Genomic DNA, 21,288 nt, shown 5'->3' with positions numbered 1-21,288 from the left:
CGCAAAAGAAAGGCTTGCATGAAGATGGGTATTACTTAGACGAACATAGCAAAGCAATATTCGGTGATTTAATAAAATTCATTCTAGATATAACCAAATCAGGTAAGGAGGAAAAATTGTTACGCCCCCTGCCTTCCATGGCATTGATCTGCACTGTATATGGCCCTTTGAAGATGTTCGCTAAAATGATGGGAGAAGGTGAGTTACTGTATTCGCTTGAGCTCGAAGAAGAACTTGCAGACAGCTTTTGGAATGCCATTAGATGGCTTGATTGCAGCCCTGGGCGTTGATTACAGCATATTCCTGATGATGCGGTACAACGAGCTTGAAGGGGATATTGGATCAAGAATTGAGTGGCATCACGTTATATGGTTGGTGTAGTATTGTCTGCTGCCTTTATTCTAGGAGGCACCTGCGCCGCGTTGATTCCTTCGGGCGTAATGACACTTATACAGGTAGCATTCGTATTAATCATTGCACTATTATTACTAAGTGTAGCGGCCATGCCGGTGTTCTTGACTGCATTAAAGCAGCTTGCTAGCAAATTAAATGGTTCAAGCAACGGTGCTACATCAAAGAATGTAGTTGACAAATCGAGTCATATTTAGACGGCAGTAAAATTAAAAAATACATGCGTTATACGTATGCTGAGAACAATAGAAAGAATCTTCGGGGACCTTTGTGGTCCCTTGTTTCACCATATCAGAAGGTATATAATTATCGACTATACCTTACAACTTTATTACGCTATAATCAACGTAAAGTCACCAGGTGATCTAAGAGTAGGATGATTTTAATAGATTAATTAATATTTGCTTTTGATATGCCAAAACGTATTTTGTTATTGAAATAGGTTGTTTATATTGATTATGATATTATTAAAGGTGTTAATTAAATCTAGAGTAGGTAGATTATGAGTCTAAATGACAACGTATTAATTAAAATTCGTGATATGCGAGAGAGTTTTACACCAGTTGAACGATTGGTCGGAGATTACATTTTAGAAAATACGGAAGAGATCCCTCATTTGTCGATTAAGGAATTGGCTCAATCGAGTAAGACAAGCGATGCATCTGTCCTTCGTTTCTGTAAGACGATGGGTTACAGCGGGTACCGCAATTTTATTGTGAGTATATCTGCATCTTTGGGTTCTCGTGATGAGGATTCAAAGGCTCAATATACAGATATTCAGCCAGGTGACGATCTCTCGACAATTATATCAAATATTTCATTGAATAATTGCAAGTCCATTGAGGATACGCTTAGTGTTATTGATCGAAAAGAAATTACAAGAGCTGTAGAATTACTATGTCATAGTAAGCGAATTGTTTTCTTTGGAATAGGTGCTTCGGGACTCGTTTGTATGGACGGGGAACAGAAGTTCTCGCGAATTAATAAGATGTGTCATGCCTATACAGATGGTCATAGTCAGCTCACGGCAGCAACTTTACTTGAGAAAGATGATGTTGCCATTTTCATTTCTAACTCTGGAGCAACTAGTGATATTATTGATGCACTGGAAATTGCCCAAAAGAATAGAGCGAAATGTATTGCGATTACGAAGTACAATAAAAGTGAGCTTGCGGAGCGGGCGGATATTGTACTGAGCATATCCACACCTGAAATAACAATCCGCAGTGGGGCTATGGGCTCGCGTATTGCGATGCTTACGATCATCGACATATTATTTGCTGGTGTCGCAAGTGCAGAATATGAAGAAGTAAAAACCTACTTAACAAAAACGCATAATATATTAAAGAAAAAACTTAGAAATTAGGTTCTGATAGAATGAATGTGGAGGAAAGCATTGATCATGGATCAATGCTTTCTTTTTTTTGTATTTCATTCACTTCGTATACTTAAATATACTATTTATCAATCCATGTCAGATTATCTACATGATGAATACGTTGATCTAATGAATATAATAATTAGTTTAATTCAATAATTAATAGCTTGGCACACAATTATGAGGAAGAAAATGAATGGAATCGAAGACGAAACATCATCCGGTTGAACACGGATGATGTAACTTTATGTTTCGTTTGGAGCGATAATCAGCAAATAATACATTTTTTTAAATCGCTTTAACCTTAGAGCCATAGCGATCAAAGCAATTGTTAAAAATTTAAATTGCATCTTGTAAGCGCTTTATAAATGTGGTATAACATAGTGTGTAAGGAATGAAATAAAACATCAGAATTTATTTTCTTTATGAAATTATATTTCAAAATCTATTGACGAAGCGATGGTGTTGTATTAGTATAAGGACATAATAATTGTAAGTTAATCTAACTCGTTTTGTTAATTACATGACAGATTAAGACTGGGAAGAAGGAGGATGGCTATGAATGACTACCTTGCGGGATTGACAACAGAGGCTGTGAATCCAGACACATTAATGATTGATGAATGTACTACGGAAGAAATGATCCAGTTAATGAATCAACAAGATGCACTGGTCCCCAGAGCTATAGCTGAGGAGATTCCGCAGATTGCAAAGGCGGTAGATATTCTACATCATAGGTTGTCTAATGGTGGAAGAATGTTTTACATAGGAGCTGGCTCATCAGGAAGATTAGGTGTTCTGGATGCTTCCGAATGTCCTCCTACCTTTGGTACAGATCCTTCCTTGGTGCAGGGCTATATTGCTGGTGGTGATATTGCTTTGCGTACTGCGGTTGAAGGCTGTGAAGACGATATGGATGAAGGGATCGCATTAATCGAAAGCATTGGTGTAACAAACAAAGATGTACTTATTGGGATTTCGGCAAGCGGTAGTGCAAACTACGTAATTGCAGCTTTAGCGAAAGCAAAGGAACTTGGAGCAGCCACTATCGGTGTTTGTAACAACAGAGGCTCAAAGTTCGAACCCATTGTAGATGTTTGTATAACACCTGTTGTAGGACCTGAGGTCATTAGCGGTTCGACTCGATTAAAGGCAGGAACTGCTCAGAAGTTGGTGCTTAATATGCTGACAACATGCACAATGGTCAAGTTAGGAAAAACGTACAACAACTTGATGGTTGATCTGAAGGCTAGTAATTTTAAGCTCGTAGATCGCTCGATTCGTATCATCATGAACACGACTGGTGTAGATACATCAACCGCCGCAGAAACACTTGAAAAAGCATCTATGAACTGTAAGTTGGCAATTATGATGATTAAATCGGGGTTAGATGCAAAAGAAGCAGAACAAGTACTTAACGCAAACGGAGGACGCTTGAAACAGGCAATCTCATCATTGGTTTAGGTGTGAAAAGTGGAATAACAGGATGGATGCTATTAATAATTGAGGAGGCTGTTTTCGATGAAAAAAAGATCACGTGGATTAACTCTGTTTTTGTCAGGAATCATGATGGTATCACTATTATCGGCTTGCGGAGGAAACGGAAATAACGCTCCAGCTTCTACAGATTCCGGTAACACAGGAACTAGTAACGGTGGTTCTGAGCCTAAAAAGGATACGATTACAGCACTTTTACCTCCGATATCAGCGAACTATCAAACACGTTTTGCTGATATGGAAAAAGAATTTAATACACTACATCCTAACTTGACTTTGAAAATCGAGCCAGCGAGCTGGGAAGATATGACGCAAAAACTTGATACTCAAGTAAATGCAGGTTCTCCTCCAGATATTGCTTTTATCGGTGCTTCAGGAATTTCGAAATATGCAGCACTTAATGTACTAATCGACCTTAACGGTGCCCTTTCTGATGAAGCGAAGGCAGATTATGACGAAGTTCCATTGAAATATTTCCAACTAGGTGACGCTCAATACGGCCTACCAGCGTATATGGAAATCCACACTATCGGTGGTAACAAACAATTCCTTGAAGAAGCCGGAATTGATTGGAAAAGCATTCAACAAAACGGTTGGACTTATGAAGAGTTCCGTAATGCAATTTCTAAAGGCGTAGTGAAAAATGATAAAGGTGAAACTACTCGTTATGGTTTCGTGTTCGCAACATCTGGTGTAGCATCTAAAGACTATCTAGCTATTCTTGCTAAAACTGCTGGTTTACCAGATTACTTCGATAAAGATCTTAAATATACGTATACAAGCAAAAACTTCTTGGGGCTACTTACATCTATTCGCGAAATGATCAACGATGGTTCTATGCCTAAAGAGCTAAGCTCTATCGATGCTGGTAAACGGTGGAACATGTTCCTAACGGGTCAAACGATGATCACAGGTAAAGGTTTATCTGCATTTGAAAACTCTGCTCGTCTAAACAATGAGAAGATTAAAGCGAACGATGGTTCAGCTGTTGCAGATTCTATTGAAGTTGATTATATTTCACTTCCAGTCCCAACATTCAACGGTGCCGATTATGTCCCTACTTCAATCGTTGATGGTTATATCGCACTTCGTGGTAAAAAAGCTCCATCTGAAGAGCACATCAAAAATATTGCCCTAGCAACGAATTTCTTGTCTTCTGGTTCAATTGCTGCTAACTACAGTAATGAGCTGTTCTTATCACCAATTACTGAATCTGCACGTAATGCAGAAGTACTTGAAAAATTCCCTCGTAACGAAGATAACGTTGCTGCAGGTAAAGCTATGATGGCAAAAGCGCTTCCGGCTCGTACAGATATTCCTACTGATCTGGCTGCTGAAGCATTAAAAATTGAAACAGAAGTTATTATTCCTAAACTACAAGCCTTACTTGCAAATGAGATTGCTCCACAAGAAATGTATGATGCAGTTAAAGCAGCTGCAATTAAATCTTTCGGTAAAGATGGTATTGTAGTTGACTAGTCTGTCTTAGGCTGACATGTGAAAGCTGTGCGTAGCTAGAACGTACAGCTTTCCTTCTAAATTAGCTAGAGCTTGTACTGTTTTTAGAAGAGAGGTGCGACCCAATGAATCAAACGTTGACTAAAAGAAAAAAATTGAAACTCGAAAGTGACTCAGGTTGGGGATACGCGTTTATCGCAGTAGCACTTATTGCGTTTTCTTTATTTACCGCATACCCAGTCATCAATGCTTTTATTATCAGCTTACAAAAATATGGTCCATTAGGATCCACTTTTGTCGGCATGGATAACTTCGTTAACTCGTTTTCAGATGAACTTTTCTGGAAAGCACTGAAAAACACGTTAGTATATACGCTATTAACTGTTCCGTTTAATATTCTTCTATCATTTTTAATTTCAATTTTGATTATTCCTTTCAAGAAAAAAACACAAACGATCTTTAAAGCACTATATTACTTGCCAGCCGTAGCATCTGGTGTAGCGCTTTCTGTTGTGTGGCTGTGGATCTTCGATCCGTTAAAATCAGGTATTGCTAATAAGCTCGTGAGTTTTTTAGGTATTGAAAATCAAAACTGGCTTGGTTCCAGTGCAACTGCAATGTTCTCACTTGTGTTAATGTCATGGTTATCAAGTCATGGTACAGCAATTATTATTTATATAGCCGCATTACTCGCTATTGATAACAGCTATTATGAAGCAGCTGAAATTGATGGCGCGTCTTTCCTGCAAAAGCTTTGGTTTATCGTTGTCCCTTTCCTTAAGCCAACAACGCTATTCCTACTTGTTACTGGTGTTATCGGTTCCTTCCAAGTATTCCAAAACGCTTATCTTATGACAGGCGGTGGACCAGACCATGCAACAACAATGGTAGGTTTGTTAATCTTTAACAATGCGTTCACATATTTTGAGTTTGGTGAGGCAGCGGCACAATCATTAGTTCTAGCAGCGATTATCGGATTTATATCATTCCTTCAATTCAAGTTTTTAGGTAAAGATGTAGAATACTAGGAAAAGGAGCAGAATACTATGGGTTTGTACAACAACAGCTTAAGAAGCAAAGGGTATCTGTTCATACGTAATGGCGCAAACATTACGTTCCTTATCCTATTTGCCGCAGCTACCATATTCCCGATATACTTTATGGTCATCTCCTCGTTCGGTGATCCGGTAGAAGCTGGTGCAATGAGCTATTCTATCTTACCATCGAAGATTTCATTTGAATCTTATAAATTCTTCTTTAACTTCAGCCCACATACATGGGACTGGTTATTGAACTCCTTTATAGTGGCAGCGTGTATCACGGTATCTAACGTATTTTTTGCTACACTTGCTGGATATGCTTTTGCAAAAATGAAATTTAAAGGGAAAAACATTTTGTTCGCTATTTTGCTGGGATCTATGATGATTCCTGTTCAAGTCACACAGGTTCCACTATATATTTTGATCGTAAATATTTTTGAATTACAAAATACGTACACGGCGTTGATTATGCCGAGCATAGTAACGGTATACAACATCTTCTTGGTTAAGCAGTTCATGTCCTCCATTCCAGTTGAAATTATTGAATCTGCTAAAATCGAAGGTTGTTCACAGCCTAAAATCTTCTGGTATATCATTATGCCTTTATCTAAAACAATTATGGCAGTACTAGCAATCCTAACGTTTATGGCGGCATGGAATGACTTTTTCTGGCCGTTCCTAGTAACGAATACAATGGATATGCAAACCATTCAGGTCGGCTTGAAAAACTTTCGTTTTGCGAATACAACTTACTTTGCACCGATGATGGCGGGGGCAACCATTTCAGCAGTTCCAATGTTTATTTTGTTCTTCAGTTTACAAAAATACTTCCTTGAAGGGGTAACAGTTGGAGCGGTGAAAGGTTAATGGACAAACAATCAAAAGTTGATGCAACATACTTAGTTGGCTTGATGTCCGGTACATCAGTAGATGGTATTGATGCAGCAGTAGTTAAGCTTTTCCCATCAGCCGAAAAAGAGCATGGAGTAGAGATTGAATTACTGGCTTTTGAAAACACACCTTTTGAGGTGCAAGTTAGAAACTCCATATTTGAGCTTTTTGATCCCGCTAGCGCTACGATTGATAAGGTTGGCGCAATGAATATGTGGCTTGGCGAATTATACGCCCAAGCCACATTATCCGTTATAGGGAAATGCGGCCTTTCGCCTTCGCAAATATTCGCAGTAGGATCGCATGGTCAAACAATCTATCATGCTCCGGATGAGAATGTTATGGGCGGTTATAATCTGCATTGTACCGTTCAGATTGGGGATGGTGCAGTTATCGCCAATCGCACAGGAATTCCTTGCGTATCAGACTTTCGAGTTGCTGACATGGCAATGGGTGGACAAGGAGCTCCGTTAGTACCATTTACCGAATACTTGTTGTTTAACAATCCAAAGAAAACACTTCTGATGCAAAATATTGGCGGAATAGGCAATGTGACTGTTTTGCCTGTAAATGCCTCACCGGATGAGGTATTTGCTTTTGATACGGGTCCTGGAAATATGATTATCGATGGCCTTGTATCGCAGTTATTTGCACCAATGACAATGGATGTTAATGGCGAAATTGGTGCGGGCGGTCAAGTGATTGATGAGCTATTGAAATGGATGCAGCAGGATAAATATTATACGATGCCGTTACCAAAATCGACAGGCAGAGAACGGTTTGGCCAACAATACGTGGCACAAATTATTGAAATGATGAAGGTTAATAACTGGAAAGCAGAAGATGTTGTTGCAACAGCTACGTACTTAACTGCCTGGAGCATCGTCGATAGCTATGAACGGTATATTACACCGCAGCACCAGGCTGAGCAATTGTTAATTGGCGGCGGTGGAAGCTATAACAAGACGCTTTTGCGTGATTTACAGCACTTATTTGCACCGCATAACGTGCAGGTGCTGACGCAGGAGGATATCGGTGGTAATAGTGATGCTAAGGAAGCAATTGCTTTTGCTCTGCTAGCGTATTACACGATGGAGCGCTTACCAAACAATATCCCGCTAGTAACTGGAGCTTCACAGCCAGTAGTAATGGGCAAAATTTCCTGGCCCTATATTGGACGTTCACAGGAGGCTTAAATGTTGCGAATCAGACCCTTTTCAATTGAAGATCACTCTGCAGTTGTAGAGCTTTGGAATCGTGAGGCTACAAAATATGATTATAAGCCATTTACAGAGCGAGAGTTTCAAGATACATTCATCGACCATCCTTATTTTGACGCTGACTGTATATGGGTAGGCTGTGACGAAAAAGGGATTGTTGGTTTTGCAGCTGGCTGCTGCGGTGAAGATCTCCCTCTTGGAGATGTGGCCGGTTATATTACGAGTGTTATTATAGATACCCATGTGGCTTCTCTGGAGCTTTACGATGCTTTTCTATTGCGTTTAGAAAAAAGATTCCAAGAACTTGGGAAAAGACAAGCGGATGTATTGTTTTTCAACCCTGTTAAGCTGAAGTGGAGTATACCAAGTGCACCTCAGCATGAGCATAATAATGCCCCGGGTATCAGTAAGGACCAGCCATTATATGAAGCTTTAATGGCTAGAGGCTACGAAGATCGAGCGACGCAATGCGGCATGTATTTAAAACTCGGAAGCTTTATAGTTCCCGAAGATATTTTAGATAAGGAAACCAATGCAAATAGCAAGGACTATTACATTACGTCCTATGTCCCTGATTTACATACTGGGCTTGAAGCAACGCTTGCTGCCCTGCAAAATCCGCAGTGGAAGAAGGATGTTGTTACTTATGTGAAGGTTGGCGCACCGCTTGTAGTAGCTGTGTACGGAAACGAGGTTGTGGGCTTTGCAGGTCCAATTATTTCGCAGCCTGATGGAAGAGCATTTTTTTGCGGTATCGGAGTGCACCCAGAGCATGAGGGGCATGGCCTTGGCAGTGTATTATTTTTCCGAATGGTTGAAGCTTTTCAAAATGTGAGCTGTCAATATATCTCTCTATTCACTGGAAATAATAATCCGGCTCTTCGAATCTATCAAAAAGCGGGCTTTACTATTGAAAAACAATTTTCTATATTGCGGAGGGAACTTTAAAGATGAGCGAAAAATTCACAGTATTAGCAATTGGAGCACATGTTGGTGATGTGGAGCTAGCTTCTGGTGGTGTACTCGCAAGTCATAGTTTAAAGGGAGATCGCATTGTGACACTAGCGTTAACTGCGGGTGAACGAGGGGTCCCGGCAGGACAGGATATAAAGGAATATCGTCAGCAAAAAGTGAAAGAGGCACAGGTTTTTGCGGATATGCTAGGCGGTGAAGCCATTGTATTCGATGATTATTGTGACGGAGAGTTGCCTGACAATCAGGAAGTTCGTATGAAGGTTTGTGATGTAATTCGTCGCGTGAAGCCTAACATTATTATTACACACTGGAAAAACAGTATGCATAAGGACCATGCGCTAACGCATCATATCGTAAATGATGCCCGTTTCTTCGCAAGTCTATCATCCTTTGAACGAGCGCTCCCCGCGCACTTTGCAGCAAGATTATATTACTCCGAAAACTGGGAGGATGCGGTTGATTATGTCCCTTACGTATATGTGGATTTTGATCAAGCGGCATTTGATCTATGGATAGATGCTTTAAGCAAGCATTGGTTTGTGACGAATAGCAAATCTTTCAAATACATGGATTACTATAAAGCACTAGCAGTTGTTCGCGGCTGTGAAGCAAGAAAGACATATGCAGAAGCATTTATGGTGCCTGCTGAAACGGTGAAGGTTAGGCAGTCTAGTCTTTGGTAACTATTCAACTAGCTAAGAGGGAGTGTTTCTATGTATAGCAGGAAACATTCCCTTGTTCTATCCATTTATGCGAAAAAGCAGCTAGGAGGCAGCTTCATATGGTGTTAAATGGGATTGATTCTATAACGAATTATCGTTATTTGTTCGAAGGTAAGCGCGTAGGATTGATTACAGCGCCGACAGGTCTTACGAAGGATTTTGCATCAACGATTACTATATTACATGATAATTTTAATCTTGCTGCGATGTTTTCACCTGAGCATGGCGTTCGCGGAGATTTGGATGCAGGGGCAGTAGTAGACACTTACATGGATCCTTTTACGAATGTTCCAGTCTATAGCTTGTACCGTAAAGACTCCAAGCGTTTAACAAAAGAAATGCTGAATGAAGTAGACATCATTGTATACGATATTCAAGATGTTGGTGTACGCTATTACACATTTATTTATACGATGCTGTATGCACTTGAAGATTGTGCAAATGCAGGTGTAGAATTTGTTGTTCTTGATCGTGTTAATCCGCTTAACGGGGTAACGGTAGAAGGGAATGTCTTGAAGCCCGGCTTCAAATCATTTGTTGGAAATTACGAGCTAGCCGTACGATACGGCTTAACAGCAGGTGAGGTAGCAACGATGGCAAATGATCAAATGAATTGGAATGCATCGCTGCATGTCGTTCGTTTGGAAGGCTGGGAACGGAGCATGTCCTTCCCGGATACAGGATTAACTTGGGTTCATCCTTCACTTGGAATACCACGATATGAAACGGCGTTATTATATACAGGAACATGTTTATTTGAAGGCACAAACTGCTCCGAAGGACGTGGAACAACGTTCCCTTTTGAAATGATTGGTGCTCCGTTCATTCAAGCGCAGCAATTGGCAGATGAGATGAATGCAAAAGGTATCCCGGGTGTGCTTTTTCGTCCAGTTCATTTCAAGCCAACGTCATCTAAACATTGTGGCGAGCTATGCGGCGGGGTACAAATTTACATTACAGATCTCCAAGTGCTGAGGCCTTTAGAAGTTGGGGTAACCTTATTATTTACGATAAGAGATTTGTACGAGCAATTTTCATTCCTGCCTCCTGTGAAGGAGGGCTCTCGTCCATTTATCGATTTGCTGGGGGGAGACAACATGTATCGTACGGAAAATATGCAAGCCAAGCAGATGCTTGAACAGTTTGCAGCGGAAAGCAAGCAATTTGCAGAAATAACACAGCAGTATCATTTATATTGCTAGAGGAAGGTGAGTAATTGATGAGAACAATAGAACATATGAGCTTGCGCGAAAAGATTGGACAAATGTTCGTAACAGGCTTCCCTTCAACCGAGATCACTCCTGAGCTGAAGGAAGTTATTGAGCATTATAAAGTCGGCAATATTATTTTATTCTCACATAATATCGACAATAAATATCAATTAGGCGAGCTTGTTACTGAGCTGCAGCAATGGTACACGACACATACTGGTATCCCGGGTTTTATTACGATCGACCAAGAAGGCGGTCGAGTCACTCGTATGCCTAAAGACGCGACCAATGTTGCTGGAGCCATGGCAATTGCTTCTTCAGGACGACCTGAAAATGCGTATGCAGCAGGCAGAATGACTGCCAGAGAATTGAAAGCATTAGGTATTAATTTTAATCTAGCTCCAGTTATGGACGTTAACAATAATGCATTGAATCCAGTCATAAATGTTCGTTCATATGGTGATTCTGTTGCAACAGTATCCCAGTATGGAATTCAAATGATGAGGGGATTGCTCGATGGAGGCGTCATGTCCTCACTTAAGCATTTTCCAGGTCATGGTGATACAAATGTCGATTCACATATTGGCTTGCCTACCATTGAAAAAACACTTGAGGAATTAGAGCAGCTTGAGCTGTTGCCGTTTAAGGCCGCAATTGAGCAAGGCGCTCAAGCGATTATGAGTGCACATATTTTATTTCCGAAAATTGAAAAATCCGGTGTGCCCGGAACTATGTCTCATACCATTATTACAGAGATATTAAAAGGAAAATTAGGATATAAAGGGTTAGTTGTATCGGATTGTTTAGAAATGGACGCGATCAAACGATACTATGGTACGGCAAAAGGAGCGTTAGGAGCTGTTAAAGCAGGTATTGATTTGGTATTCATTAGCCATACTCCTGAGACAGTGAAGGAAGCGATTCATTTGATCGAAGAAGCTGTAGCCACCGGTGATTTGGATGAAGCGCTGATTGATGCAGCTGTTACAAAAATTTTAGCTTATAAAGCACAATATGCGACGATTGAGGAGCTAGATTATGAACTAGTTGGCTGCGATGTACATCGCCGAGCAAATGAGCTAATGCGTACGGAAACGATCTGCCTCATTAAAGGTGAGCTCCAGCCCATTCATACCGGTGACGAGCAAATGTTATTTATGGGTTCCTATTCATACCGCACCGATCTTGCGTCCAGCAGCTTGAATCAAGCTCTTAGCTTTCCGCAATATATGGGGGAGCATTTTAATACAGCTTATGAGATTATCGACATTGACCCGAGCGAGGAGCAAATCAACGCTGCGCTGCCAAAGGTACAAGGCTACAAGCATATTGTTATCGGCTTGTTCAATGCGCGTGAAAACAAAGGTCAGCTTGCGCTTGTTCAGAAGCTGCTGGCAGCAGGCTGCAAAGTAACGGCCATTACATTAGGTCGCCCATATGATTTACCGTTAATCGAAGGCGAGTTCTGCGGAATTGCGGCATTTGAGTATACACTTGATGCATTCAAATCACTCCTTCCAATCCTAAATGGTGAGGTTGTACCCACCGCCAATATTACGATACAGATGTAGATAAAAAGTACAACAAGGGGACATAGGTATGGCATTTATCGTTGGAATTGATGGGGGTGGCACGAAAACAGCTGTCACCATTACGCATGACCAGGAAGACTCTTTATTCACCTTTACTGTAGGGCCTATTAATTATAACGGTGGTGATGCTGATGCTATTGCCGCCTCCTTTGAGGAAATTTTTAGTCAAACGAGGCTCTACTGCGGTAATTTACAAGAAGTTGCTCATATATGTATAGGTGCGGCAGGAATAAGTAATCCGCTGGTCATCAATTTTTTGGAGCAGCATGTGAGAAATAACGGTTATATCGGGTCATTAACGATTACAGGCGATCAAGAAACCGCATTATACGGGGCACAAAATGCGATGCAAGGCATCATTCTCATTGCCGGTACAGGATCGATTTGCTTTGGGGTCAATGAAAAAGGAGAGCAGCATCGCACAGGAGGCTTTGGTCATCTGATTGATGACGAGGGAAGCGGTTATAGCATTGGGCGCGATCTATTATCCATATTAGTTCAAGTGGAGGACGGAAGAATAACCGATACGGTCATCCCAGCGATGGTATATGAGCAGCTTGGATTAAGCACTGTGAAAGAGATTATTGGCTTTGTTTATGATAAAAATACGACGAAAAAAGATATTGCGCAGCTCGCACCGATTATGACGACCGCATGCGAGAAGGGCGATGCACATGCAATAGCGTTAGCGGAGAAATGTGCAGCCAATCTATATGAGCTTGTTGTGCCTGTTATTGAACGGCTTAAGCTATATGAAAGTCCGATTGCGATTGCAGGAAGTGTGCTGCAAAAGTCTCGCTTTGTGAAAGAAGCCTTGGAGAGAAAGCTCGCACAGAGCTACACGCAAACAAAGCTGATTTTGCCGATTAAGGATGCAGCCTACGGTGCTGTCCTGTTAGGAAGATCAAAAATGAACAACGACTAGTTTTTGTCGCTATGGAAAAATAAGGGTGTGTCATAAGTCCGAGCAGTTGGACTTGCGACACACCCTTATTTTAAAATGGTAGGAATCAAAAATGGCTTAAAATTTATCGGTCAAATAAAACACAGCTTGTTGTTTCGGAAATAGAGCTTGAAGGATGTTAGCGTGCTCAGTACTGTCCTTTGCTGCGCCTGCTTCATTATAGCCGAACATGATATAAGTCATTAGCTCACGTTCATCTACTTCTATTGAAGTATAGGGATTGGTATGATTACTAGCATCGGAAACAGAAAGCTGCTTTTGCTTATAATCCAAGTAGATACAGTCCTCATTGCTGCGAAGTGCAATATGCAGCTCCTGGTCTGCAATTATGTTGCTACGGTTTAGGCGATCTTCTAATTCAGGCTGAAGCTTATGGAAAGTTGAACTGAGATTGATCATTTTCCACATCGCCATATTGATTTGAATTGAATTTGCTTGATGCTGTTGGTAATAGGAATATAGCTTATGGTCCTCTGGGAGCATCGCTAATATTTGCTTTGCATTTTGGCGCAGCTGACATAAGGCATGAAACAAAGCTTCAACACCGTTTTCGGCTTCGTTCAAATACAATAATTCATTAATAAATACTTGTTCAGTATCTTTCTTTTCAATGATGCCATAAGCGACGATTTTTCCATTTCTGCGAAGGAGCAAGCAGTCAACTTTCTTCCATTCCGGCCAGGTCAATAAATCATTCCAATACGTTCTACTTCGGATCACGGTGTAGGTACGATTCTTATTGAATTGTTCATAGATGAAACGGATATCATCGAGATAACAGGCTTCAAAAGGAATGATTTCATCACTGTTTTGCTGCTGCTCCAAACTTGCTGGTTTTTCAATTGCGAAAGCAGTCTCCGGAATAAGTCTCCAGCCAGCTTTTTCATAAAACGCATGCTTGCTAGCCAAAAGCAAGCTTATATCATAATCGGTTTCTTTCATATAGTTGGTCTGCGCATGAAGAATTTTGTGTGCAAGCCCCAGCCCGCGGTAATTTAGATCTGTACCGACACTCCCCATTGCACCCGTTTTCAAGATCGCTTGACCGACTCTAATATGAAACGGAAAAATTTGTACATTAGATGCAATCTTATCGTCAACCATCGCAAACCATGTTGTATCTGGATCATATGTGGTGTCTAGGTCTAATCTTTCTTGGAAATAAGCTCGGCCTACGGAAAAGCATTCATCTAAAATATCGTAAATCTTGTCAAGCTGCTCTCTAGTTGGATGGTTCATTACGATGATGTTTGGTGTCGTCGTCATCTTTCATTTCCTCCTGCGACGTAATGTTGGGATAAATTTAATAAATGAAAAAAACGGTTTTTTGGAATTTAATTTCTTATTTATAGTTTAATATTGAAATAAAAATTCGTCAATAATGGAACGTGTGGAATCGTAGAAGTGATACAAAATTTAGATTGCTCAATATAGTCTAAATGAGTATTGGGAAAATAGCGACTTCGGCTGAGCAATTACAAGCACAAAGCGCACAAATGAAGGCGAAGCTTAAAAAGAAGAATGATAAACCGTTCAAGAATTTTTTGCGAAAAATGGGAAATATTTTCATACCAATGATTCCTACATTTGTTGGAGCAGGTTTAATTGCGGGGAAGTATGATTTCGCAAATTGAGCTAGTCTTAAATGAATTGCCAGAATCAGAGAAAAAAGTAGCGGAGTACATTCTTGCAAATGCTAAAGAAGTACTGCATATGACCATACATGAGTTAGCGACAAAAGCGGAGGCAAGCAGTGCCGCGGTTGTTCGTTTTTGTCGGTCGCTTGGAATAGAGGGCTTTCCAGCGCTGAAAATCCGTTTATCCGCGGAGGTAGAGTACACGCCGCATGTTAGATACTTTGATGTTGAATCGAATGAAACGTTGATTCCATCATTGATAAATTGCTGTCGAACACCATACTGACCTTTCAGAATACGGCCAGTTAACTCGACGCGCAGTCTATTGAGCACGCAGAGGTTATTTATGTTTATGGGGTAAGGCAAAAATGTATATGCGATTTCAGATCGTCATTTATTGGCGGGAGCCATGGCTACGAAATCAGAAAATGCCGTCTTCTGGGGAATTTCGTATAGCGGTGAAACGAGAGAAGTTATTCAATTAATAAAACGAGCTAAGGAACAGGGAATAAAAACAATTAGCCTCACTCGTCCTGGTAATAACAAGCTTTCTCAGCTTGCTGATGTTTCTTTATTTACATCACGTGCGCCGGAAGCACAGCTTCGTAGTGCGGCAACAAGCTCCAGATTTGCTCAATTGTTTGTGCTCGATATTGTTTTTAGCGCTTATGCTTCTGCTCAGCATGATTTTACTGTGGAGCAGCTAGCGAAGGAAAGAAAAATGATTGGAATTTTGAATGATTAAATTGCGATAAGAAGCTTCTACCAGAGTATGGTGGAAGTTTTTTTATTGTAAAGTGCTTTAAGCAGATCGAATAGACATTTTGAATGGAAGAGATTTTCTGGAAGCTAAAGTAATAACACTTATTTGAAAGAAAAGACGAAATTCAAAGCAAGAAGAATGAGAATGTTATTTTATTGCAGATTTATCCTGCGAGGCCCGATTTTAATCCTCAGCTGGATAGTTTTACACATATTCTTTGTTATGAAGCGAGTAAACCAGGTGATGTTCCGTTAGATATGATAAGTCATGCTGTCGCTAAGAGTAAGTATGTTACTTACCTGATTTTGAACAGACGTATCCCTTGTGTCGTAATTTGCTTTTTTTAGGGGGAGTTCAACTTTCTTACCCCGCCAACGGCAACGAGATTTGCTCCACTTGAATCTCTTGAAGCTTTTTGAGGGTCGTCACATGATTTGGAGGCAGGATTGTGGCTCGCAAGTGCTCAATCATCCGCTCAATTAATCGAAACGCATTCCGCAAGATAAACCAATTCTCGACGCGCTTTGTTGTACGAACCGTTACTTTTTTATACTTCATAACGGAAGTTAGTTGATTCGATTCTTGTGCAAACGCTAGTTCCACTTGCTTACGGAGATTCAGCATGTGCTCTTGTAGCATACTGCCCTGTGAAACAGGTCCGTAGAAAACGGGTTTTCCTTGAAGGTATAGCCAAACTGCTTCTCACAAAGGCCTTGTAGCGGACAGGCGGCGCATTTGTCATCGTATCCGCGAAAACAAGAGGTATATGTTTTTTTATCGAATCCGTCGAAAACAAGGGCATGTCCTTGCTCACATTCCGGTTTTCCTTCATGGGAAGAGAGTTCAGGAAATATCGTGTTTTCTGATTTCCGTTACGACCGCTACATCATGCTTAAGGCGCGCTTCTTTTTGATCATCGGCATCGAAATAACCCAAATCGGCCACCAGATAATCGACCTTGAGTCCTTCGATTTTCTTCATTATTTCAATTGGCGGCAGCATTAATTTGACATCCGCCGTATCATTGGGCGGGATGACCGATCCTTTCGGGCTGGGGCAAACAATGGAATGCTTGCGATAACCAATGAAAAACTTATTCTGGTTCGCCTTCGCTCGTTGAACGCCGCAGATGGCGTCGTGATCGGAATACGTCTTCTCGCAAAGTCTGCAGCTCAAACTGTAAGTCCATGAAAATGCATCTCGCGTATGGTTTGATGTTGGTAGGGGTACCTTCATTTTACCGTTCCTCGTAAAGGTGCATTTTTTTTAATACAACTTTATGAGCTTTTTGAACAGGCTCTTTAAAGATACAGTGTTTTTCATTTTAATGATTTAAAGATTAATTCTCCAAGTTATTGGAGCTATTTTTGCACATAAATCATTTGATTAATTCAATTGAATTAATCAAATGAATGAATTATACTTGCAATGTAACAGGTTCATTCATGGCATCTATTGGAGGGGGGCCATTCGCATGTATACGGTTGGATGATGACAAAAGGCAACGATCAGCAATGAACTCTGGAAAGAAATAAACGTTAGGAGGAGAAAGAGGTATGAACAATCAAGATACTAGAATCCCTACCTACTCACTTGCGGAAAGAGATCGTAGATGGAACATTGCAAATCAGCTAATGGAAGAAGAGCATGTGGATGTATTGATTGTGTATGGAGATCGAGAAGGTGCGTTCCCTGCTGTATTTAACCCGGACACCTACTTTACGAATGAGCGTCCAGGTTCTATTGTCATTTTCCCTAAGAATGAAGAGCCGATCTCTGTTGTCTTTTTAGCCACTGCTGTGGAAGATCATATTCAAGCTGGATATACGAATACGCAAGGCTGGATACGCCCGGAAAATATGTATGTCGGAAAAATGGGTGCGCACATTGTCAAGATTATGGAAGAGAGAGGACTTACAAATAAAGCATTTGGTGTGATTGGCTTAGAGCCTTATCCTCCCTATTACTTTGATGGAGCCATGCCCTATAATACTTGGCAAACGATCCTAAAAGGATTACCGAATGGGACCTTTAAGCCTGTGGGACACAAATTTTTCGCACTGTCTTCTGTGAAAAGTCAGGAGGAGATCGCGGTATTAAAATGGTCAGCGAACGTTGGGGAAAAAATGTGCCAGGCGATGCTTGAGGCAACGAAGCCAGGCGTGAGAGAAAATGAGATCTATGCGGCAGCGATGAATGCTTGTGCGACCCATGTCGGGTTCACGACAACGATATTAATGGGATCAGGACCAGAGTTCGTAGGATGGGGATTGCCCGCATGGACATATCGACCAGAGGAGCCGCGGGTGATCCAAGAAGGAGATATTATTTTGGCCGAGGTATTTTCATCATTCGGAATGCTAGAGACGCAGCATCAGCCTTCAATCGCTGTAGGAGCTGTGCATCCGGATTTTGAGCGGGCGGCAGCGGCAGCGAGACAATCGTATGAGAACGGAGTAAAAGAGCTGCGGCATGGGGCTACTTTCGGAGACGTGGTTAAAGCGATGAATGAGCCGATGCGTGAAGCAGGAGGTTGGCACGTTCATCCGCTTATTCATTCCATTAGTCCATTTGGTCTTATTGGGGTTGGCGATGAGATTGCACGGTTGCCTGAGGCGAGAGAGTACGGGAAAGTGCTGCCGATCCCATCCATAGGGTTAGAGACCGAACTCAAGACAGGAATGGTGTTTGCATTTGAGCCGAATTGTGCGATTGGTAAGAAGGTCATTAATCTTGGCGGAACGGTGATCGTGGGTGAAGCTGGGGGGATTGAACTAAATAAAAATTCTACTCAGCTGATGAGGGCAACTTGGTAAAATAGCAAAAGGGTACGTATAGAAGAATGTTTATGTCTTCGTTACGTACCCTCTTTTTAATGAGAATAGCCACTGCATGTACGAATCGACATTTCGCCAAGCTCCTTGGCGATCAAAGCAATGTGTACTTCATCCAAGTCTTGAATCCCTTGGCGTCTCAAATAGGTTTCCTTCGCCACAGAGAACGCAACCGATTGTCCAACAATTGCATGTGCGATTAATATCGTTTTTGAATCTTTTGCGTCTAGATCCATTAATTTACTCACCAAGACGGCAATCATCTGATGTAGTGGCTGGAAGAATTGTTCATACAAAATGTCATAAGCCTCTGTAGGCTGCATCTGCTCTCTTGCGATAAATACACTTCTTGCATTGGCTTCATGATTACCAATCATCGTCTTGGAAAATTGCGTCATGACTTTTTTAAGAGCTTCTGCGGCTTCTTCTTTTGACCGTTTCTCAATCTCTTCTGTCTCAATTAAAGCCTGCTTCAAAAAATCATCTTGAACGGCTGCTGTCAAGCGACGGGCAACCGCTAAGTACAATCCTTTTTTTCCACCGAAATAATACGGAATCGCCGATTGGTTCACACCAGCTTCATCTGCAAGGGTCCGCGTACGTACGCCTTCATAGCCATTTAATCCAAAGATCCGCAGCCCTGCTTCTAATAAACGAGTTTGGGTGGAGTCTTCATTTCCTTTATTCATATCGTTGCTTAGGTTTGTATTCAATGTCCATTCCTCCATACTGTTGAGTATAATTAATTCAAATGAATTAATCAAACTAACTGCCTTTATGAAGTGACGGATTGTACCGAGCAGCACGGCACATATGCTTCCTGCTCCATGACCAACAGCGAAAAAAAGAAGAAATATTGAGCCGCTCTAGAAGAAAAAGAGTGAATAGCAGTCTTCAAGCTACTCTATCTGGTCCTTTATCGCTCAACCCATGTCTGCGCAAATCATAGCGAAGAATATGATAGTGTTGCTGCGAATAAGAAACAATCAAATCCCAGGAACGTAAATTCATACCCGCTCCGTGGATAATCAGGACAGCGTCTATTTGTTGGTTAAGAGAGTTAGAGTGAAGATATTCATAATAAATGTTCATACCATTTCGATCAATATAAGGCATATGCTGTTCAGTTTCCTCTCATCATTAAATCGTAAGATTAATCACATTCAGCACCGAGTGTCACTTTAGCGTCCATAGGAATCACTCGACAAGAGTTGGATGATGTTTATTTATTACCCACACAAGTCATCCAAATTGCAGAATATTTAAAGTAAGTGTCCGAAATCCTATCCTTTACCTACACAGAATTTCAAACAGATGTACTTGTCATAATTCAGTTGTCAGATGAGTAGCTCTGTGTAGCAAAAAAACTGGATAAATTGTTAATTTCATCCCTATAGTCACTAAAATCGATTATAATAAAATTTATGTTCAAGTCGATTACCTATCCTAAGTTAATAGGATATGCTATAGAGTTTTCAAATAAACACTTATGTATAAGAGGAGGCGAATGATATGACGATAATGCCTGTTATAGTAATGATCCTTGTATTTGTTCCTGCCATTGTACTCATGGTAAGCATGCCTTATTTAACAAGAGAGACGATTAGTTTTGGGGTCACCGTCAGCCCTGTACAATTCCATAGTGAGCCTCTGCACCAGATGCGGAAGTCATATGCTAGGATCAGTGCTACCTTGCATACCATCTTGTTCATTGTTTGTATCATCTGTCTACTATACGGTGATGAACATTCCAAGCAACAAAGTTGGATCATTGTCACTTATTCACTTGCCATGGTCGTAATCTCCCTAGTCATTAACATTAGCTATCATTTCAAAATGAAAAGTTTACTACCTATGCTGCCTATTGCTCTGGAACCATCGATCATGGCAGTGGACACTGGATTTCGGAAAAGAAACATTGGCTTGTCTAATAATTGGTTCCTCATTCATGTTTTAATTACTGTTGTTAGTATTGTAACTGTGCTACGCAACTACGATCTGATTCCTGATCAAATTCCGATCCATTTCAACAGCAGTTGGAACGTAGACCGCTATGCAGCTAAATCTTTTAGTTCTGTGTTTATGCCTACGATAATGCAAGTGTTCATAACACTTTTGTTCATATTTGAGAATTGGAGTATTCGCAGAGTAAAGCAGCAGGTTCAACCCAATGATCCTAACCGTTCCATCAGACAAGACGCAACTTACCGCCGTACTTGGTCATATTTTATGCTTACAGCAAGCTTCTTAATGGTTATCCTGTTTTCTGTTGTGCAACTAAACATGATATCTCTGCTTAACATGAATTTCGCTATCCCTATTATCCTAATCATAATAGCCCTTATTATCCTATACGCCTTGGTCTTAACGTTCTGGGCTGGTCAGGGCGAAAGCCGCTTGGAGCGATCTGCCGATAGCTCCAATGTCAGACCTGTCCATGATGATGATAAATGGCGATTAGGTATGATTTATTTCAATCGTAAAGATCCAAACCTAATCGTCAAGAAAAGGCTCGGAGTCGGCTGGGGATTAAATTTCGGTCACCCAGTAAGCTGGCTGTTTTGGCTCGGAATTATTGTACTGTTAGTTGTGGTGCGGTAACAAGGCTTGGAGGTTAATACTCACCGGAGTGTAGGCGAAGTTAGAGTTTCGAAACAGAATATTTACCGAAAAAAAACGCCTAAAGGGCGTTTTT

At 41.0% G+C, this 21,288-nt stretch carries 19 protein-coding genes and 2 pseudogenes; 17 read left to right on the top strand and 4 right to left on the bottom strand.

The window, feature by feature from the left end; translation table 11 throughout:
• Positions 1-14 precede the first annotated feature (14 nt).
• The 13 genes and pseudogenes from H70737_RS30430 to H70737_RS18825 all read left to right on the top strand — a co-directional run bounded on the left by H70737_RS30430 (position 15) and on the right by H70737_RS18825 (position 13,320).
• Positions 15-290 (top strand): TetR family transcriptional regulator C-terminal domain-containing protein, encoded by a 276-nt coding sequence (locus tag H70737_RS30430; RefSeq protein ID WP_081951161.1) that lies wholly within the window; start codon positions 15-17, stop codon positions 288-290.
• A pseudogene (locus tag H70737_RS18880) lies at positions 268-608 on the top strand (MMPL family transporter); the annotation flags it as partial. The gene H70737_RS30430 and the pseudogene H70737_RS18880, both read left to right, overlap by 23 nt.
• 305 nt (positions 609-913) lie before the next feature.
• Positions 914-1,777: a MurR/RpiR family transcriptional regulator gene (locus tag H70737_RS18875; protein WP_042129113.1), complete on the top strand. Its 864-nt coding sequence runs from the start codon at positions 914-916 to the stop codon at positions 1,775-1,777.
• 570 nt (positions 1,778-2,347) lie between these two features.
• Positions 2,348-3,253, top strand: coding sequence for an N-acetylmuramic acid 6-phosphate etherase (gene murQ, locus H70737_RS18870; RefSeq protein WP_042189612.1), 906 nt, complete (start codon positions 2,348-2,350; stop codon positions 3,251-3,253).
• Between the two features lie 57 nt (positions 3,254-3,310).
• The gene (locus tag H70737_RS18865; RefSeq protein ID WP_036688723.1) at positions 3,311-4,765 is read left to right on the top strand and encodes an ABC transporter substrate-binding protein; all 1,455 of its coding nucleotides are present in this window, start codon (positions 3,311-3,313) and stop codon (positions 4,763-4,765) included.
• A gap of 104 nt (positions 4,766-4,869) precedes the next feature.
• Positions 4,870-5,772, top strand: a complete 903-nt coding sequence (locus H70737_RS18860; protein WP_042189608.1) for a carbohydrate ABC transporter permease — start codon at positions 4,870-4,872, stop codon at positions 5,770-5,772.
• Between the two features lie 18 nt (positions 5,773-5,790).
• A complete protein-coding gene (locus H70737_RS18855) occupies positions 5,791-6,651 on the top strand; it encodes a carbohydrate ABC transporter permease (RefSeq protein ID WP_042189606.1) in 861 nt (286 codons plus the stop codon).
• Positions 6,651-7,871, top strand: a complete 1,221-nt coding sequence (locus tag H70737_RS18850; protein WP_042189603.1) for an anhydro-N-acetylmuramic acid kinase — start codon at positions 6,651-6,653, stop codon at positions 7,869-7,871. Before H70737_RS18855 ends, H70737_RS18850 begins: the two co-directional genes overlap by 1 nt.
• A complete protein-coding gene (locus H70737_RS18845) occupies positions 7,872-8,843 on the top strand; it encodes a GNAT family N-acetyltransferase (RefSeq protein ID WP_042189600.1) in 972 nt (323 codons plus the stop codon).
• Between the two features lie 2 nt (positions 8,844-8,845).
• The gene (locus H70737_RS18840; protein ID WP_042189597.1) at positions 8,846-9,553 is read left to right on the top strand and encodes a PIG-L deacetylase family protein; all 708 of its coding nucleotides are present in this window, start codon (positions 8,846-8,848) and stop codon (positions 9,551-9,553) included.
• A 98-nt stretch (positions 9,554-9,651) separates the two neighbouring features.
• Positions 9,652-10,794, top strand: a complete 1,143-nt coding sequence (locus tag H70737_RS18835; RefSeq protein ID WP_042189595.1) for an exo-beta-N-acetylmuramidase NamZ family protein — start codon at positions 9,652-9,654, stop codon at positions 10,792-10,794.
• 17 nt (positions 10,795-10,811) lie between these two features.
• Positions 10,812-12,374, top strand: a complete 1,563-nt coding sequence (locus tag H70737_RS18830; protein WP_042189592.1) for a glycoside hydrolase family 3 protein — start codon at positions 10,812-10,814, stop codon at positions 12,372-12,374.
• 28 nt (positions 12,375-12,402) lie between these two features.
• On the top strand, positions 12,403-13,320 hold the full coding sequence (locus tag H70737_RS18825) for an N-acetylglucosamine kinase (RefSeq protein ID WP_042189590.1): 918 nt from the start codon (positions 12,403-12,405) through the stop codon (positions 13,318-13,320).
• A gap of 96 nt (positions 13,321-13,416) precedes the next feature.
• Here the strand turns inward: H70737_RS18825 and H70737_RS18820 are convergent, their stop codons facing one another.
• Positions 13,417-14,625 (bottom strand): GNAT family N-acetyltransferase, encoded by a 1,209-nt coding sequence (locus H70737_RS18820; RefSeq protein WP_042189588.1) that lies wholly within the window; start codon positions 14,623-14,625, stop codon positions 13,417-13,419.
• Positions 14,626-14,964: 339 nt separating this feature from the next.
• Between H70737_RS18820 and H70737_RS31590 the strand changes: the two genes are divergently transcribed.
• Both H70737_RS31590 and H70737_RS31585 read left to right on the top strand, forming a co-directional pair.
• Positions 14,965-15,282, top strand: a complete 318-nt coding sequence (locus H70737_RS31590) for a MurR/RpiR family transcriptional regulator (RefSeq protein WP_331281385.1) — start codon at positions 14,965-14,967, stop codon at positions 15,280-15,282.
• A 90-nt stretch (positions 15,283-15,372) separates the two neighbouring features.
• Positions 15,373-15,741 (top strand): annotated as a pseudogene (locus H70737_RS31585) (SIS domain-containing protein); the annotation flags it as partial.
• 381 nt (positions 15,742-16,122) lie between these two features.
• On the opposite strand, the gene H70737_RS18805 reads toward H70737_RS31585, so the two are convergent.
• Together H70737_RS18805 and H70737_RS18800 are read right to left on the bottom strand one after the other, a co-directional pair.
• Positions 16,123-16,383, bottom strand: a complete 261-nt coding sequence (locus H70737_RS18805; RefSeq protein ID WP_197071227.1) for a hypothetical protein — start codon at positions 16,381-16,383, stop codon at positions 16,123-16,125.
• Positions 16,384-16,602: 219 nt separating this feature from the next.
• Positions 16,603-16,995: a transposase gene (locus H70737_RS18800; RefSeq protein WP_042189579.1), complete on the bottom strand. Its 393-nt coding sequence runs from the start codon at positions 16,993-16,995 to the stop codon at positions 16,603-16,605.
• 320 nt (positions 16,996-17,315) lie between these two features.
• Here H70737_RS18800 and H70737_RS18795 point away from each other — a divergent pair, with 320 nt between their 5' ends.
• On the top strand, positions 17,316-18,575 hold the full coding sequence (locus H70737_RS18795; protein ID WP_042189577.1) for a M24 family metallopeptidase: 1,260 nt from the start codon (positions 17,316-17,318) through the stop codon (positions 18,573-18,575).
• Between the two features lie 56 nt (positions 18,576-18,631).
• Here the strand turns inward: H70737_RS18795 and H70737_RS18790 are convergent, their stop codons facing one another.
• Positions 18,632-19,306 carry a CerR family C-terminal domain-containing protein gene (locus H70737_RS18790; protein WP_197071226.1) on the bottom strand — a complete coding sequence of 225 codons (675 nt, stop codon included), beginning with the start codon at positions 19,304-19,306 and terminating at the stop codon, positions 18,632-18,634.
• A 799-nt stretch (positions 19,307-20,105) separates the two neighbouring features.
• Here H70737_RS18790 and H70737_RS18780 point away from each other — a divergent pair.
• Positions 20,106-21,194 carry a DUF1648 domain-containing protein gene (locus H70737_RS18780; protein WP_042189573.1) on the top strand — a complete coding sequence of 363 codons (1,089 nt, stop codon included), beginning with the start codon at positions 20,106-20,108 and terminating at the stop codon, positions 21,192-21,194.
• Positions 21,195-21,288 lie beyond the last annotated feature (94 nt).

It is taken from the genome of Paenibacillus sp. FSL H7-0737 (genome assembly GCF_000758545.1).
Classification (GTDB): domain Bacteria; phylum Bacillota; class Bacilli; order Paenibacillales; family Paenibacillaceae; genus Paenibacillus_AQ.
The sequence above is the reverse complement of the archived record's forward strand: the minus strand, read 5'-3'. Positions and strand labels throughout refer to the sequence as shown.